General features: G+C 58.3%; 11 protein-coding genes and 1 pseudogene. 3 read left to right on the forward strand and 9 right to left on the reverse strand.

Annotated features, from left to right (window positions below; all coding sequences use genetic code 11):
• Positions 1-406 precede the first annotated feature (406 nt).
• Entirely contained in the window at positions 407-5887 is a 5481-nt protein-coding gene (locus LQ955_RS11230; RefSeq protein ID WP_231024634.1) for a DUF3320 domain-containing protein, read from the forward strand.
• Here the strand turns inward: LQ955_RS11230 and LQ955_RS11235 are convergent.
• The gene (locus tag LQ955_RS11235) at positions 5880-6056 is read right to left on the reverse strand and encodes a hypothetical protein (RefSeq protein WP_231024635.1); all 177 of its coding nucleotides are present in this window, start codon (positions 6054-6056) and stop codon (positions 5880-5882) included. The two genes, LQ955_RS11230 and LQ955_RS11235, sit on opposite strands and share 8 nt — an antisense overlap.
• Before the next feature lie 149 nt (positions 6057-6205).
• Between LQ955_RS11235 and LQ955_RS11240 the strand changes: the two genes are divergently transcribed.
• Positions 6206-7318, forward strand: coding sequence for a restriction endonuclease (locus LQ955_RS11240; RefSeq protein WP_231024636.1), 1113 nt, complete (start codon positions 6206-6208; stop codon positions 7316-7318).
• Here the strand turns inward: LQ955_RS11240 and LQ955_RS11245 are convergent.
• Positions 7273-8539 (reverse strand): annotated as a pseudogene (locus LQ955_RS11245) (IS3 family transposase). The gene LQ955_RS11240 and the pseudogene LQ955_RS11245 sit on opposite strands and share 46 nt — an antisense overlap.
• A 113-nt stretch (positions 8540-8652) precedes the next feature.
• Here LQ955_RS11245 and LQ955_RS11250 point away from each other — a divergent pair.
• The gene (locus LQ955_RS11250; protein WP_231024637.1) at positions 8653-9090 is read left to right on the forward strand and encodes a hypothetical protein; all 438 of its coding nucleotides are present in this window, start codon (positions 8653-8655) and stop codon (positions 9088-9090) included.
• A gap of 1097 nt (positions 9091-10187) precedes the next feature.
• Here LQ955_RS11250 and LQ955_RS11255 read toward each other — a convergent pair.
• The 7 genes from LQ955_RS11255 to LQ955_RS11285 all read right to left on the reverse strand — a co-directional run bounded on the left by LQ955_RS11255 (position 10188) and on the right by LQ955_RS11285 (position 16969).
• A complete protein-coding gene (locus LQ955_RS11255; RefSeq protein WP_231024638.1) occupies positions 10188-10847 on the reverse strand; it encodes a hypothetical protein in 660 nt (219 codons plus the stop codon).
• Positions 10848-10942: 95 nt separating this feature from the next.
• Positions 10943-11470: a DUF2716 domain-containing protein gene (locus tag LQ955_RS11260; RefSeq protein ID WP_231024639.1), complete on the reverse strand. Its 528-nt coding sequence runs from the start codon at positions 11468-11470 to the stop codon at positions 10943-10945.
• Positions 11471-11511: 41 nt separating this feature from the next.
• On the reverse strand, positions 11512-12993 hold the full coding sequence (locus LQ955_RS11265) for a hypothetical protein (RefSeq protein ID WP_231024640.1): 1482 nt from the start codon (positions 12991-12993) through the stop codon (positions 11512-11514).
• Positions 12994-13118: 125 nt separating this feature from the next.
• Positions 13119-14588 carry an ApeA N-terminal domain 1-containing protein gene (locus LQ955_RS11270; protein ID WP_231024641.1) on the reverse strand — a complete coding sequence of 490 codons (1470 nt, stop codon included), beginning with the start codon at positions 14586-14588 and terminating at the stop codon, positions 13119-13121.
• Positions 14589-14590: 2 nt separating this feature from the next.
• Positions 14591-14851, reverse strand: coding sequence for a hypothetical protein (locus tag LQ955_RS11275; protein ID WP_231024642.1), 261 nt, complete (start codon positions 14849-14851; stop codon positions 14591-14593).
• Positions 14852-15671: 820 nt separating this feature from the next.
• On the reverse strand, positions 15672-16373 hold the full coding sequence (locus LQ955_RS11280; RefSeq protein WP_231024643.1) for a TY-Chap2 family putative peptide chaperone: 702 nt from the start codon (positions 16371-16373) through the stop codon (positions 15672-15674).
• Positions 16370-16969, reverse strand: a complete 600-nt coding sequence (locus LQ955_RS11285; RefSeq protein WP_231024644.1) for a recombinase family protein — start codon at positions 16967-16969, stop codon at positions 16370-16372. The genes LQ955_RS11280 and LQ955_RS11285 overlap by 4 nt, the downstream gene beginning before the upstream one ends.
• Positions 16970-17163: the final 194 nt, after the last annotated feature.

Consider the following 17163-nt stretch of genomic DNA (forward strand, 5'->3'; position numbering starts at 1 on the left):
AGAAGGTCCTTAGCTGTGATCGTCCTTGTCATGTCCCACCCTGAGTGGCACTAATCTCACGCGGCTGAACTGGGCACAAATGGCTCGTCTCTCGAAGCGGCTGGGCAGCGTCAACCGAGTACCCGCTGACGCAATCAAACCCCATCGGTCGAACTGCAAAGCACACGGCCACGAGGTCTACCAATCATCCCCACACCGCGCCCCAGCAGCAGCTCCCCCAAATGCCTTCTGAAGAACTGATTGGTCGACCTTGAAAGCCGATAGTCACCTTCGTTGCTATTGAACGCATCATCTCAATCTCACCCTTCACCCTGCACGTTCGGGAGTATGAGCGCGCACTCGTTCTCGGGGATATATTTGGTTTACTGCGCGGACGCAGGGCAAGCATGCGACTCAGACGGGGACAATGAGCGACAGCACCGAGAAGTTGAAGGCCGCCCTGGTGCAATGGCGGGACTCGCTCATCAATCTCAGCGGAACTAACAGGCTTCTGAATTACAGGCCAACACGCGCCTCGACAATCGAATTTGTTTCGGCTCATCCGGCCGAAGTCTTCGAGCTGATCGGGCAGCACCGAGGCAGCCACGTGCAAGGCACCCGGGATCCCGCACCGAAGAATAAGTCAGGCTCGACGGACGAGCTCGAAGATGAAGTACTCGCGGTCATCGATAACGTCGAATACGACGTACACGGCACCATGTTACGTGCCGACAAGACTCAATTAGATGTCGAACGCGCCCTAAGGCGTCTGGCCGCAGATTCTCGCCGGGAGTTCGTCGACAAGGGAATCTCGGTTCTGTACGTCGCGTTCGGCGCACTGTCCTGGATCGACGACTCCGGAGACAAGCGCCGCAGTCCCCTGATCCTCATCCCCGTCTCGCTTACGTCGGACGGGCCACGCCAACCACTAAGGCTGACATTCGCAGACGACGAGATGTCAACCAACCCTGCACTCGCCTTGAAGCTCGGCGAATTTGGAATCACGCTGCCCAGCACAGACGAAGTCGACGAGGTGCTCTCTACCAACGGCATCAATGCCGCCTTGGACCTCTTCCGAAAAATTGACTACGAAGAGGGCTGGGAAGTCGAGGACTTCGCTGTGCTGGCCAACTTTATGTTCGCCAAAGAAGCGATGTACCGTGACCTCCTGGAGCACGAGGAGATCATTCTCGGCAACCCCATCCTCCAGGCCCTTGCAGGTGGAACTCCTGCCCCCGGCGAGGAGTTCTACTTCGATGAAGCCGATCCGCGAGAGATCGACACAACGTCCCCAACCGAGACAACACCACTCGTACTCGACGCCGATACGAGCCAGCGAGCAGCCATTGCCGCCGCGGCCGCAGGCAAAAGTTTCGTGCTTGACGGGCCACCCGGAACTGGCAAGAGCCAAACCATCACGAACATCATTGGAACGCTCATCGAAGCTGGGCAAAAAGTACTCTTCGTATCCGAAAAAGCCGTGGCCCTCGATGTTGTGAAGGACCGCCTCACCTCACGCGGACTCGATCCGTTCGTACTCGAACTACACAGTCACAAGGCGATTCGGAGCGAAGTGGCGGCACGCCTGGGCCGCGCTCTCGATCAGACACCGATCGCGCCGGTAGGAATCGACCCGGTAAACGTCGAGCAAGCCCGCGAACTCCGTATGGCCTTAAATCAGTACGCCGACGCTGCGAACGAACTCCGTGAACCGCTAGGCCGCAGCGTCCACGCTGTCCAGGGCGAACTCGAGACCCTTGCCAGCCCCATCCTCGGACCACGGCCCAGCACGCCCATTCACTCGATTGACGCTCGGCTCCTCAACAACCTAGACATTCAAGCGAGCCGGCTCGCAAGCGCATGGAACGCTGCACTGCTCGGAAAGCAGCACCTCTGGTTCGGGCTTGTCAACGAGCAACCAATCGCCTTCGAACTCCAACAAGCCCTCGACACCCTCACTGAATACCAGGAACTCCTCAAAGACATCGCACCAAGCCTCGAAGCCTTCGCGCTGGACAGTCTCGATCAAGCACCCCTGCTCGAGAGCGTAATCCGCATTTGGCATAGCGGCGCTGAACATGCAAGTAAATCATGGCTCACCGAGTACGACGAACTGACCCTACGCGACTCCGTCACCCGATTCAGCAAACTTGTGAGAGAGCAGGAGGCCGCCATATTTGCGGCCTCCTCAACCTGCGGCGATTGGCTCAGTCTGCCAAGTCGCCCCAGCGAGTCGCTCACCGTAACATCGAGGACCACAGAGTGGTGGCCTGCCGTAACAGATGTAACGAACACCGAGGTGCATGCACGACGAGGCTGGCTCAGGGCCGGTGCGGACCTACTAAGCGCCATCTTGATATCGGCTGCTGAGTTTGCCAGCGCCATGGGGCTCGCCATGCCCGCCAACGCCGACGCTGCGGAAGCCCTCTTCACAGTTTGGGCCACCGTTAGCGGAGACGCTCCCCCGCTGCCGAATTGGCTTTCAACAGACTGGTTGGATGCGGCGGAAAGAACAGCCGGACACCTCCACCGCGCACTCAACGTGGAAACCGTCGCACGAACGGCTGCCGAGTCTACCTTCTCTTCCGCTTCACTCACCGCCGATATCGCCAGCATCACTGATCGACTGACAAGAAACGACACGTTCTTCGGGCGCAAAGGCCACGAATATAAAGACGCTCTAGCCGACCTGCAGAAGCTCACAACCGAAGACCCGCGGCAAGCCCAAGTCAAGCTGCCTTTGGCGCAAGCCTGGCAGGACGCTTGGCTCGCACGCACCGAGGCAGAAACGACCTTCGCGGCGAATCTCGGCAGGTATTACGGCGGCACTGCAACGAACTGGTCGCTGCTGGACGCAGCTCTCGAGAATGCGAAGATTCTGACGACAACGAGTGTGCTCACGGAACCGAACAAGCTTCGCGAGTTGCTAGAAAGTCCGGAGATTCGGAGAACGGTCGGCGCTACTGCCGATGAAGTGCGGAGATTGCTAGCCAGCTGGCACGCATACGCATTCGAAAGCAGCCTTCCCTTGCCAGAATCGACAGCCGCCGGCGCTTTCCGGGCGGCCCTTGAATGGATCAAAGCAACCGAACGCGAGCTTGACGAAGTCGTCACCGTGGTCGCCGAATACACTCCCTACCTTGGCCACGACACCACCCTCAGTCGGGTGCGCTCAGCAGCACTCGCTTCCGAATCCGCATTGGGTGCTCAGGCGGCGCTCTCCGAGGCGATGACCAGCCTTGAGCCGGTGCTCGCCACAGCAGAACTCGCCACACAGCACGCCGCACCAGCAGTCGCTCGCGCCCTCGAGGAGAGACTCGGCTGGACGTTGGCAGTCCGAGACGCAGCATGGCGGGCAAAGCCGACAAGCAATCAAACGTGCCCGCCTCTTTCCTTGGAGCAGTTCGCCGCGTTGAACAGCTCGTTTCCACAACCTGCGCTCGTAGCGTCCTACAAGTCCTGGGACGACGCACGGAAAGCAATTCTCGGGCGTTTTGACGACCGCAGAAAGCCTGAAATCCAAACCGAACTGAACAGTTTCGAAGCCGCAAAATCTTTACTCGAAGATCTCGCCGACGGTCAAAACGAAATGCGCGAGTGGTTCACTTCATCGCACGCTCAAGCCGAACTGGCCGTACTGGGATTCGAATCCGTCGTGAACTTCGCGATCGACAAACGACTTCCGGCTGAACAGTTCGTCACCCTCGCCAAAAGGTCACCCTTGACGGCATGGCTCGATTATTATTTCGCAACCGACGAGCGACTGCGTGCGTTCGATCACGAGGAACCAACCGATGTCGTCGAACGTTTCCGCGCCTTGGATCGAACGCTTGTCGACGGCGCTGTCACGAACATCATCAACGCCGCGCTAACCCGCAGGCCCCGAGCCAACTACGGTCAGGCAAGTATCATCCGGCGCGAAGCCGAGAAAAAGCGTCGACACATTCCTGTTCGCCAACTCATAAGCGACGCCAGAGACGTCATCCAGGCTATTCACCCCTGCTTCATGATGAGCCCGCTCGCTGTGTCTCAATACCTACCGGCCGACATGAAGTTTGATGTAGTCATCTTCGACGAAGCAAGCCAAGTCACTCCCGGCGATGCTATTAACTGCATCTACCGGGGCCGGGGACTGATCACCGCCGGCGACCAACGCCAACTTCCTCCGACGAACTTCTTCTCCGCATCGGCGGCGGATGACGATACGGCCGGTGGAGACGATTTCGCTGCCGACTTCGAATCCGTTCTTGACCTCATGAAGTCCAGTGGAAACTTCAACGCACTGACCCTCCGCTGGCACTACCGAAGCCGTCACGAACACCTCATCGCGTACAGCAATGCGTCTTTCTACGACGGAAAGCTGATCACCTTCCCTAGCGCAGTCGACGTATCGGACGACATGGGCGTGAAGTACTTTCGTGTCCCAGGCGTATACAGGCGTTCCGCCGGCCAAGACAACCCGATTGAAGCTAAGGCCGTAGCCTCACGAGTGATCCACCACTTCGATACCCGGCCCAACCAAAGTCTCGGGGTCGTCGCCTTCTCTGCCGCCCAGCGAGACGCAATCGATAACGCACTGCTGCTCGCCAGGGCCGACCGTCCCGATCTGGAACGTTATTTCGACGAAGACCGGTTAGATGGATACTTCACCAAGAGCCTCGAATATGTTCAAGGCGACGAACGAGACGTCATGATCTTTTCTATCGGGTACGGGCCCGACGAACTGGGCAAAATCTACAAAAACTTCGGCGCACTGAACCGTGCAGGTGGAGAACGACGACTCAACGTCGCCATTACTCGCGCACGCGAACTCATCGAGGTCGTCACCTCCATGAGCGCCGGCGAACTCGGAGAAGTCGGAAACGAGGGCGCACGACATCTGCGCCGATACCTGGATTTCGCCGAGCGTGGACCCGACGCATTGGCGCTAGAACTCGGGGACGCTGGATTGGGCACAGACTCCCCCTTCGAGGACTCAGTAGTTGCGGCAATACGCAGCTGGGGCTATGAGGTACAACCCCAGGTCGGCGTGGCCGGCTATCGGATCGACATCGGCGTCAAGCACCCCAATTTTCCCGGCGCGTTCATGCTTGGCGTGGAGTGCGACGGCGCCATGTATCACTCGTCTCGCTCGGCACGGGACCGCGACAGACTGCGCCACGAACTGCTTGAAGGGCTCGGGTGGCGGATTCACCACATCTGGGGAACTGGTTGGTACCGCCACCGAGACCGCGAAATCGCGAGACTGAAGGCGGTCCTCGACGAAATGGCCGCTCTGCCTCTCTCCGGCCGCACCGCAGCCTCCCGAAAGGCAACCAAACGCGAAGCGATCGAACTGGAATACCAAGTCGTTGACTTCGCTGCCCAACCCGACTGGGCCGTCCCTTATCGAATCTCTGAGACCACACCGCTTCCTCGATGGATCGACCTCGGCGACCCGAGCTCAATCCATCCGTTGTCGGTCTTTATCCTCGAGGTCGCCGCCGTCGAGGCTCCAATCCACCTTGATGTCTTGGCGTCACGCATCCGAAACGCAGCTCTGGTGGGACGGATCGGCCCCCGAGCCAAACCAAACATCACCCGCGCAATCAAGATGAGTGGCGTTCAGCTCGACGGCGATTTCCTCATGTCAGCTGGCAACGTGGCCGTGCAAGTCCGCACGCCTGTCGGACTCGTCGACCGGACCATCGAACAGATCCACGACACAGAACTCGAGGCCGCCATCATCGCCGCGGTGGCTGACGCCGCCGGGTCGTCCCGCCCAGACCTGCATAGCCGAGTGGCTGGTGTCTTTGGTTGGCGCCGCAAATCGAGCGCGATTTCGTTTCGCCTTGACGCCACGATTGATCGACTGGTCCGTGGCGGTACCATAGAGGAGTCCGACGCTGGACTTCGAACGATTAGCTAAGACCTGGTCGGGTCAAGTCTTGAACGACGCTTTCAATCGCATCGAGACGATTCATGAGCTGCTTGCCGAGCGACACCTCGTTCAGCCAGTTCAGTTCTCCGTTCAGTATCCGATTGATCTCACGCACCTCGGACAACAGCTCCTGAAGTACCTCCACCACTTCGTCCATGATGCCCCCAACCTGCCCTCGACGCCTGACCACCAGGAGTCAAGACTCAGAGTATCCAAACGAGCGCTCTCCAGCCTTGCTGAAAATCGACCGCAGCTTGGTCGCGCCGATGGGCAGTCTGCCATGCTCAAACGAGGGAAGGACATTCTGTGGCTGCAGCGTGGGTAATAAGGTCGGGCCGGAACGGGGAGCGCGACGCGTGGTCGATTGTCTCAGGAGTATCCGGCGGCGGTTGGCAGGAGCTTCCGGACCTCACCCCATACAGCGATCGAGAGTCGCTATCTGAGGCCGTTCGTACGGCATACCCCGAACTCAGCCCAGCTGCGTTGGCCAACTACACCGGTCAGACGTGGGCGCTGCGGGGCCGCATCAAAGTCGGGGATCTCCTCGCTATGCCTTTGAAGACAACCAGGAAGATTGCGATTGGCCGTGTCACGCGCGGATACGAGTACTTGGCGAATGAAGAAGACCCGAATAAGCGCCACGTGGTTCGGGTCGATTGGGAGAGGACCGATATAGCCCGGTCGTCCGTAAAGCAGGATTTGCTCTACACACTCGGCTCCGCGCTCTCCATCTTTGCACCGTCAAAGAATTACGCCATTGAGAGGCTTGAGCAACTTCTAGCGACCGGCACCGATCCCGGACAGATACCGTTCATGACAGCAGTCACGCTTCCAGGCGGGCCTCGGCCCCTCCTGGATGACGACGTGGATGATCCCGAGCTACAGCCCGATATCGCTGACGTGGCGCAGACGCAGATTTCGGCGCGAATCGCTCAGGAATTTGCCGGCCATGACTTAGCGCTACTAGTAACCAGGCTGCTTGAAGCAGAGGGCTTTACCGCTACTCAATCGCCGCCCGGTGCCGACAACGGTATTGACGTCATTGCTGGGCGAGGAATTCTTGGAATGGACTCACCGCGAATCATCGTTCAAGTGAAGTCAGGCGGCCAAGTCGGAGACCCCGTAGTGCGCGATCTTCTCGGCGTTCTTCACGATCAGGGCGCCGATCAAGGCTTACTTGTGTCGTGGGGCGGAATATCCCGCCCAGCGAAAGAATCGGTGCAACGTCAACGCTTTAAGCTGAAGCTTTGGGACGACACCGACGTTGTCGATGCCGTGCTCCGCCTCTACGACAAACTCCCCGACGACATCCAGGCGCGACTACCGCTTCGACGAGTGTGGATGATGCGCTCTGGGTCTGATGGAGACTCGGGCTATTTGATTTCGACTGGCTCGTTGAGGGTCGTTTGTTCAGCATAGAACGTGTGCTCGTACTCGGCGGGGGTGGGATGTCGCCGAGGTAGCCGTGGAGGCGCTGGTTGTTGTGCCAGTGCACCCATCCGAGCGTTGCCAGCTCGAGGTCCTCGACCGTTCTCCAGGGCTGTGATCGGGTGGGTCCTCTGACAAGTTCTGCTTTGTAGTACCCGTTTACGGTTTCGGCGAGGGCGTTGTCATACGAATCACCGACAGTTCCGATTGAGGGTGTTGCGCCGATCTCAGCTAGCCGTTCGCCGTATCGGATGGACGTGAATTGGCTGCCCGCATCGCTGTGACAGCGAAGATCGTCGTGACGGGTACCGCGTCCCCAGCGGGCCATCTCGATCGCGTCGAGCACCATTTCGGTACGCATGTGCGGCGCGCATCGCCAGCCCACGATCATCCGCGAGTAGGCGTCGATGATGAAGCACACGTACGCGACGCCCGCCCAGGTCGGCACGAACGTCAGATCTGTGACCCAGAGCCTGTTCGGTGCCGTCGCAGTGAACTCGCGTTTCACAAGGTCCGGGTGCCGGGTGGCTGCCGGATCAGCCCGCGTTGTCTTCACCCGCTTCGAGCGGGTAGCGCCCTGAATACCGGCCGCGCGCATCAGCCGGGCGACCTGGTCGCGGCCAATATCGATGTCCGCTCGGCGGGCCGTCTTCCAGAGTTTCCGAACACCATAGACGCGGTAGTTTGACTCCCACAGCTCGACCAATCGTGGCATCAGCGCTGCATCGTTCACCGCACGCGACGACGGAGGTCGACCTTTAGCGGCGTAGTACGTGCTCGGAGCCACCTGCAATACAGCGCAGATGGGCTCGACTCCGAGCCGGCGACCCTCGACGACATTGTCCTTGTTTCGGTCGACGAACGCGACTACTTCTTGTGTTGGCGGTCGAGCTCCGCCCCGAAGAAACTGGCAGCCCGTTTCAATATTTCGTTCGCGCGGCGCAGCTCCCGATTCTCCTGCTCGAGCTCACGCACCCGACGCGCTTCGATCGTGCTCGTACCGGGAGTGACACCGTCGTCGACATCGGCCTGCCTAACCCACGTCCGTACCGACTCGATCCCATACCCGAGCTGTGTGGCGACACGCTGGACTGTCCCATGCTCGGTGCCGAGCTCCGCGCGGAGAGTCCGGACCATCCGGACCGCCGCGGCCTTCTCCTCCGGTGAATAGCGACGCGTCGTCGGCTTGCCAACAGATTGTTCTTTCGACATGACTCAATCCTCGTTTCCAAGGTCAAGAGTCTCCAAACAACCCAGAGCGCATCAGCTTCCTCCCGGCCCAATCATTTGGTCCGGGCGCGTGCATCAACCGGTATGTTTCCATCATGGGGAAGAAACTGGTGCTGTTGTCTGCATCCGCAATCATATTCGTAACCGCAATGACGGGGTGTGCGGCCAAGACAACCATCTCCGAAGCGAAAGCAGAACCTGCGCCGGTTGTCACGACGGCTGCAGTCGACCCGGCCGCAAAGAAGGCGTGCCAGGATTACGGTGCGCTCGTGACACGTGCCAACCTCGCTTTCGCGAGCAATGCGGCTCCGACCAAAGACTTAGCTGAAGCGTTCGTGCGCGGCATCGGCGATCTTGCCCGGTCAGAGAATGGCGAAGCGTCCACCGCCCTGTACAACTATTTCGTCGCGATCGGAAATGCCGTCTCGAAGGGCAACGCGAATGCACCTGAGGTAAATTCCGCATACTCGGCACTCGAAAGCATTTGCACGGTGGCCGGAGTTCAGCTTCCGGCCCTGCAGCCGTCAAATTAGTCAGCTCCGGCACCTCAACCCTTCGTTCGACCATCAGCCGATCTCAATGGCGCCCGCAAAGTCGGACGAGAACAGCGAGGAGCACAACAGGCGCCTTTTCTGAAGACTTCTCATTGATGCGGAGAGTGTAGCCGAGATTTACTCGGTTACGGAAGGGGCTAACGCGGGTGAGACTGGCGTGCACTGACTGCGTTCGCCCACACCCACGCTAAGTTGATCTGACCTGACCGATCAGTCCAGCGAACGCGAACCGCTTTACCGTCGCCCGCAATGGCAATGACCTCCACGTCCGCCTCGATCGTTGCTTCGTGAAAGCGAATCCAAGCGCGCCCAGCGACGGGCTGTTCGAGCTCTCGGATTGGATTGCGGTCAGGATCAACCTCAGACTTGGTCAGACCGATCGGCTTGGGCCGGAGAAGGCTCTCATTGATTTGTCCCTCAATTCCGCCACCGTATCGTCGATTTTCACCCATGCCTCATTAGATCATTAACTCGAACATACATTCGATAGTTCGAGACAGATCTGATGCACCGGACTGATGCGCAGGAGCGTTCCTTCGCTACAAAGCGCTTGGCGCACGGCCAATGATTGTCGGCGCCGCTTGGGCTGATCGATCAGACGAGTATTCCCTCAATTCGCACTTCGACGAGCATCAAGGCCGTCATCGCACCGCCGACAAACGACGCCTGGAGGCCTGTGCCCGAAGAAGACAGTGCGCTGATTCGTTCCTTTTCTTCGACTCGTTTTCATCCGTTCCGATTTACTTCATCAGTGGACCTTGATGGAGTCGATGGGAATTCGCCATTCTCGTCGACGCGAAGGCCGGCGCCACATCGGGAAAGGGAACCGCAGATTCGTCCGGCCCGGGAACCGTGTCCGGCTATGCGCGATTGAACGTCTCCACGGCCATCAGCGCCGCGTACACCAGCTGCACTGACACCGGGACGATCATTTTGACGAAAGCGGTCAAAGGTGCCGCGACTTCGGCTGCGACCGCACCTTCAGTTGATGACCTACGAACGCTCGCAGCTTATTACGTCTCGAACGAAGCTGGGCTCGAGGCGGCCGGCCAGCTGATCTCAGCGGGCTAGATTCGTCACTTACTCTTCACGGTATCGGCCAGAAACTGAATATCTTTAGAGATTCGGTCGAGTGGTTCAGCTCGGGCCCAGGCCAGTTGCCATGCGCGGAGATCGAGCACGAAGGATTCGTGAAATCGAGACTCCCCAGAAATATCCGTATAGCGGACGTCAACTGTGTGCTGCTTTGCAACCGCATCATCTTCGAACGCATCGGCGCCATTAGCGAGGTGGTATACGACCGGACGCGCAGAATCGATCATTGCGATTTCGCCTGTGCCGTTCATAATACGATTTACGAAATCGAGGGCGCGCATGACGTCTGTGTCATCTGCGTCGTTGCCGGCTGGTTCAAACGGCGGCGTGACCTGAAGCACAATATTGCAGGCGGGTCTGACTCCGACATTCTTCACGATCACGCTCACCGATGAGGATCCGCCAAATTGCGGATTCCTTGAAGGATGACTCGTGAGAAGGTAATCAACCACAATCACGGGCCTGACCAGGTTTCGGTTGGACGCCGTGATCTCGTCGTTTGATCGCGCAAGCTGACGATTCGAAACCGAAAGCTCTGTGAGTTGTTTGTATGCGACGACTACGGCCACCACCGCCACAACGACGCCCGCAGTCGCAGCCACCGCAGACACAGCCGCACTTGCGTTGTTGAGGTCGAACAAAATCGTTCCTTCCAGTTCAATATCCGTTGAGATGAACCTACGGGCAACGACTGACGGTGGCGCCTCTGGCGAGCAGCGGGCAGCTGACAGCTCGGTCAGCCATTGATGGGCTCACCGTTGATCCGCAATACGGGCAGCCAGAGTGCGAACGACGTCCCGAGGGAATTGATGAGCCTGTCTCCCATGACGCAAATGGTCCGCTCCCAGGGATGCCCGAATGTACCTTCCCTCATATCAGGGCTGAGGAACGAGTAGTAGTCGCCGTCCGGATGGACTGTTGGGTAGCCGTTTATCGGATCGTCAGGAGGCTGGAGGCTTTCGACCGCGGGATTGAGCCAGTACGCACTGTGCTGCCAGTCGAGCACGAGCATCTCGCGAATGTCTGGCATCTCCCAGATGAAACACCGTAGCGCTTCACTGTTGATTGCTTGGACGGCAGAGGCCAGTCTGGGTCGATCGACGATTCCGAAGAGGTCGAACGTGATGGACGGCGTGGGTTCTCGAATGCCTGGCCAATCGGCAGAACTGATGCCGGCTCGGAATTGAAACCTCTCATAAAATTGATCCCAAACCGCTTTGTACTCTGGGTCTTGAAGCGCACGCCATCCTGGTCGATTGTCCACATCGCGATTCTACGGAGTCGTGCGACTTTCCCGATGGAGCGTCACGACTGCTTCCGTTGGCCACGTTTCCACCATGGCCGCGGTGCTGAGTTTGGAGAATCTCTGGGTGCGCTCGACTGTCCTCTGTCGACTTGCTCATGCGAGGCTTTCCCGGTCTCGGGTGTTCCGAAGGGGTCGAACACCAGTGCCCTGAGGCCCGTCCAATCCTCATCACGCCATGTTTCAAATAACTGCAGAGAAGTGACGACCCCCTCGTTTTGAGCAGCCAAAAATCCTTCGCGTGAATAGGGCTCCCGAGTTCGGTCGAGCGGCTCCTTCTTGTGCTCATGGTTGAGGACAAGAACTCCGCCTTCGATAGGGGTCGCGTTGGGTAGGCCAGGCCATTCACGTAGATGGCGCAAAAGGTCGCCGTACAGGCGTTCGCCCGCATTCCCGCTCGTCGCCTTTACCTCCACGAGGCGAACGCGTCCCTGGTATGAGCAAAGCAAGTCGGCACTCGAAGTTTCACCGAGCGCCTCGTCGAGGTCGACCACATCGATCCCAGCCGCGCTGAACACGTTCGCGACAGCGGAGACCAGGCCAGCGCCAGTGCCATACAGCAGACCGTCACGAACCGTGGTCGCCGCATCACGGGCAACTAGAAGATTGAGCTCAGCGGTCGCCTTGGTGTCAACGTAGTGTCGTTCCACCTCGGCCAAATTTTCGAGCGAAGACCGCTCAGCATAAGTAAGCAGCTGATCAGGAACCGCATTGGTAGCCCGGGCTCGCACCAACGCGGCGGGGTTCATCGCCGGTAGACCTCGCACCACCAGCCAATTAAGAACGACAGTCCAGTCCACGTCGAATGGCACGATATAGCGGCGTTCTGAACCATCCGGAGACACCCAGGCCGCGACGACGGGTTCACCGAGACTCGTCTCGAGAATTGGTTCGAGCGAACCGACTGGCGGATTCACCTGGACTCCGTCATACGCGTGCCACTCGCTACCCACGATTGAAAGGCTCGACCAGGACAGTAACGCCTCGTCGTTCAACAGTCTCAGCGCAAGGTCTCGATCGGCGGCAGTCAAACCGCTACTCATCAAGACTCGGGCACCGTTGCCAAGCCGTCTGCTCGCGATGCTGCAGCGATAGGCCCCCAGATCGACAGAGTCGTCGCTGGAGGCAAACATCGACGTGACGTTCGACTTCGGGTCACTCTTTCCAATCGAGCTAAATACGATTGCCAATTCATCCCGCAATCGAGAACCCTCGAGGAACCGCTGAAACTCCTCAGGTCCTTGGCCGTGATAGACGCTTGGTTCGAGAGCCGCCACGCAGTCAGCGGTATCCGCCCCGATCCACTTCGGCTCGAGACCGATTGAAGACCAAGCAATGCTTGGCTGAGCGATAGACGGACGCACTTGGTCGCGAAGGTATGGCGCAGCATGATCACCATATTCAAGCTGTCGTGCTTCGATGTCGTTCCAGTGCTCTTGGTCGTGCGAACCGATCTGAACCGGAATCAAAATAGGGTTCGGCATCTCAAGCTTCCTCCGTGACAGTCGGCGAGAGAATCAGACTCCGCACGAACCTCATCGAGCCTTCGACCTGATCGTCGTCCGCTCGTGCCGAAACCCACGCCCCGACGCGGCGGATGTGCCTTCGCTTACTCTGCATTTTCCTCCGGCTCACGATCAGGCCTTTTGGACACAAAATTGCCATTCTCGTCAATCACGAGATTGACGCCGTCGAAGCCTTGAAGGTGCTTCTTCATCGCCCAATCGTTGCCAAATCGCGCGACGAGCGATCCTTCGACGTCGACGCGGCGAAGCGCAACCATTCTGACTAACAACAGCAAGACATCGCTGATCAACATCATCTGAGTCGGGTCCGGTTGATCCAACTCGGCATGCTTCACGGCGGTGTAGATCTGCCTGCAGGCGATCGACAATCCGATATTCGAAGTCGTCGCATCAGACCAATCAGCACCGCAGAGCGTAAGGGCTCTGAAGATGTAGGTGGCAAACGTTGGACTGGCTCGGTTCCCGTTCTTCGAATAGGTCGACTTTTCACCGTCAGCTCGCGGCGCCTCCTTCCCCCACGCGTCGAGGAAGATTCCAGTCGCCAGGATCACATCTTCAATGAAGGGTCTCGGCCTGCTGAGAACGGAGACGGTCGGGGATATGAGTCGCTCCCATTCGCCGTCCCAGGCTTCACCCCAGCGCTGCAGCCCTTCTGGCCCGATCTCGGAAAGCCAGAATACCGGGTTTATGAAGTCACTATGCTGGTGCGTCGGAGTGACAAAGTCCTGGCTGGTTCGACGGGTCACGAATGGTCGACGAGGGAAGTACTTCTGCTCGAGTTCACCGGCTGGATTACTACGAAGCTCAGCGAAGTAGGCAGCCTTGCTCGTAATCGCATGCTCGCGGTAGGCGAGGCGAATTCCGAAGACGAGCGACATCAAGCTCTTCACCTTCCAGTGCTCAGTGAGGTGCTCATCAGCGCTTCGCGGCTCTGGAAATTCGCTGATGAGCATCGTCGTTTGCGCGAGCGTTTGTGAGCGACCATGGTCCGCGCTCGAAGACAGCCAGCCCAGCTCGATGCGCATGCTCGCCCCGTTTTGCGGCCACCTTATTGGTTCGATATCTTCCCGGGTGGTGATCGCCACTCGACGAGCAAGGCCATTGTCGTACGCGATGTGGTCAACCACGAGGTTGCGCGCTCCCCACCATTCGGCTAGGCCGTCAAAATGGCTCACGAAGTCGTCGAACAGTGCGGGCTCGTTGATCGCCGCGAGCGTCGGAGCGAGTACCGCCTCTGACGCAGCGAATCGCGCGCCCGAGACGCGGAAATTCTGAGAACGGTACGTGTTTCGAATCCTCGAAAGCGTGATGCTTCCCTCGAGCGACTCAAAGATGCACTGATCCGGTATGTGCGCCTCGCCCCTGAACCAAACCGACGGGTGATTGGAGTCATCGGAAAAGAACGAGCCCGTAGCCGCATCGCTCACTTCGAAGAACACACCCAAGTCAGCGTCGAACCGAAGCGTCGCGGCAGTGCGGTGCTGCTCGGCACCATCGAATGTGAGGAGCACGCCAGAATAGGTGGCATCTTGCTTGAACTCGTCGATGCTCATTGTCAGTTGCGGATTCGCAGTGTCGGCAACGCATCGACGATGGCAACAGTCTCGACACTCACCGTGACGATGCGCTTGACCAGGTTCAAGATGTACTCTGGCTCGTCGTGCTCTGTCGCCCAATCATTTGGGTAATTCGCAATTCCCGAAATCTTGACTTGGTATCGCTCCAACATCCAGTCCGAGGCTAAGATCCTCGATTTGTCCAAGGCGCCCGGCCCCTTTTCGCGTGTGTCTCGCGCGATGTTGGTGTACTCATCCAACAGGTCATGGATTGTCGTCAACGTTTCCCCAGTTCGACCGCATCAGCAAATGGACCATCTCGGATGTCCACTTCTCGATCAGGCTATTGCACGAGCGGAATCAGACGCTCCATTGAGGTCAACCTCGATCCGCGTAGGGGCTGTGAATGCCACGTCGCGCTAGAGCTCCGATACTTCGCTGACTTTGGTTCCGACCGATCTGAACACCCACTCCTGCTCCTTTCGAGACTCCTCAAAGTGGGCAAGTAGACCTTCGCTCGCTGGGTCTGGACTCGCCATCCACAGCCGACCGTCAAGTCCTCGACTGCGGAGACGTTCCGCGAACCAAAGTGCCTGATCTTTTGATTCAGTCCAAGACCACCTCAAGCGAAGCCCGCGCGTAGCACCACGGTAAAGAGTGGGCACATGAGCCGGCCGCGCAACCCGGGTGCTGTCCTTCAGGAATCCAACTGTTTTAAACATCCAGAGCCAGTCCCGCTGTGTGAGCCGGTTTTGTGGGTGTTCGGCTCGCGTCCAGGCATCCTCAATACCTTTCGCGATCTCATCCAGGTCTACAAGACGTTCGAGCATGACGGCGTCCCAGAGAGCCCCCGGAAGTTCGTTTCGGCCGAGTGGTATCCCCGCCTGCCGGTGCCTACTCGCTTGCTCCCAGCTCAATCCGTCCATGTAGTCCCTGAGGTGTGGTCCGATTACTTGTCGATCCAGCCGTGACGAAAACCCGCACTCAGTTCCTTCTGAGGCATGAATTCTTCTCTCGACTGGGCGAATTCTTGTTTGCCAGTTCTCGAAACAAGAATCTGAGCTCGAGAACTTTTCGCGGTCAGATCATATTCACCGCGAAAGCAGCGGACTTGGCTCGGTCACCGCGAAAATCTTGATTCATCTGCAGCAGGTCGAGGCCTTCTCGCCGCGTGTGGAGGTAACCTCGCTCGTCGATAACAGCAACATCGATGTCGTCAGAAAAGACGAACCAGTAGTTCGAGTACCGCCGGCACAGCCGTGTTATCTCGGTCCCAAAATCCCGGCCTAGAATCGCGGCAAGGGCCGTTGGATACGGCGAGAAGTCGTACGGCTTTGGATCAGTTTCTAGTCCGTATCGTTCTGGGTCGGCATTCCGGACCGTCCATCTCGACTTATTTGTGCTCGACAGTGTCATCACTTTCTCGATCACATCGAAGGCCAAAGATCTTCGAGTAAGCATTTCACGCTGCCGAGTGCGTGCCCATCCGGTCATCTCGTCGATGTGGTCGACTACTAGACCGGGCGACTCATCGGTCAAGGTTTCGGCCCAGTCAACGATCCCGAACGTGTTGGGGCCGGAGATGTCGATTCCGAGATTGCGACCGAGTGTCACCGAGTAGCCGTCGTCCCATTGGGCCTTGATCAAGAGTCCGTCGCCGATGACGGGATCTTCACATTGCTGCAGCCACAGCCATGGATGCCTCCGGACGAGTTCTGAACCTACTGACCACATCTGCGCATCGATGAATCGGTCCGCCAAAGCAAAGTCTTCAGCTCTCAAACGACCACCTTGTCTTTCACGTTCTTGTCCGGGTTGCGTCGCGCCTCGCCGAGATGCCTATAAACGGTCGCTACTCCCACGCCCAACATCTTGGCTATCTCAGCGACAGTGTGCTCGCCCGTTTCGTACAGCACACGGGCAGACTTTGTTTTCGATGCATTCATCACGGATGGTCGGCCGCCGACTTTACCTTGTTCGCGCGCCGCGGTTAGCCCAGCTCGGGTGCGTTCAACGATCGTGTCGTGCTCTAGTTGATTGAACGCGGCCAAGACCGTCAGCATGGCTTGTCCGAACGGTCCCCGTGTGTCGAGTCCGTCCGTGAGCGAGCGGAAATCAATTCCCCGAGACTTCAATCCATCGAGGAGTTCGAGGACGTTCCTTGTACTGCGACCGAGGCGGTCCAGTTTCCAAACCACCAGCGAGTCGCCTTCGCGGAGATACGCCAACGCCGCATCGAGCTGAGGTCGACTCGCCAGCGTGCCACTCACTCCGTGATCCGCGAACATTTTGTCTATGCCCGCATCCTTCATTGCCTTCTGCTGGAGCGCCAGGCTCTGGTCAGCAGTTGACACCCGGATGTACCCAATATTCGCCATAACCACTCCGCTCTATCAATACTCATCTATCTTAACACGTATTGGCTGATTGGTTTTGAGATGAGTTGTGATAGACAGATTCGACCGGGTAAGACCGCGCAACTCGGCACAAGGACGTTCTCGTTAAAACCACCGTTATTGATTGCCTCTGGAGCGCGAGCAGCTGGCGAAATACTCGGTGTTCTCTTGGTGAC

The organism is Subtercola endophyticus, from assembly GCF_021044565.1.
In the GTDB taxonomy this organism is placed as follows: domain Bacteria; phylum Actinomycetota; class Actinomycetes; order Actinomycetales; family Microbacteriaceae; genus Subtercola; species Subtercola endophyticus.

What these genes read in the sequence shown, in the direction of transcription:
- LQ955_RS11230 (WP_231024634.1), top strand. Translation starts at nt 407, where the DNA reads ATGAGCGACAGCACCGAGAAGTTGAAGGCCGCCCTGGTGCAATGGCGG.
- LQ955_RS11235 (WP_231024635.1), bottom strand. Translation starts at nt 6,056, where the DNA reads ATGGACGAAGTGGTGGAGGTACTTCAGGAGCTGTTGTCCGAGGTGCGT.
- LQ955_RS11250 (WP_231024637.1), top strand. Translation starts at nt 8,653, where the DNA reads ATGGGGAAGAAACTGGTGCTGTTGTCTGCATCCGCAATCATATTCGTA.
- LQ955_RS11265 (WP_231024640.1), bottom strand. Translation starts at nt 12,993, where the DNA reads ATGCCGAACCCTATTTTGATTCCGGTTCAGATCGGTTCGCACGACCAA.
- LQ955_RS11270 (WP_231024641.1), bottom strand. Translation starts at nt 14,588, where the DNA reads ATGAGCATCGACGAGTTCAAGCAAGATGCCACCTATTCTGGCGTGCTC.
- LQ955_RS11285 (WP_231024644.1), bottom strand. Translation starts at nt 16,969, where the DNA reads ATGGCGAATATTGGGTACATCCGGGTGTCAACTGCTGACCAGAGCCTG.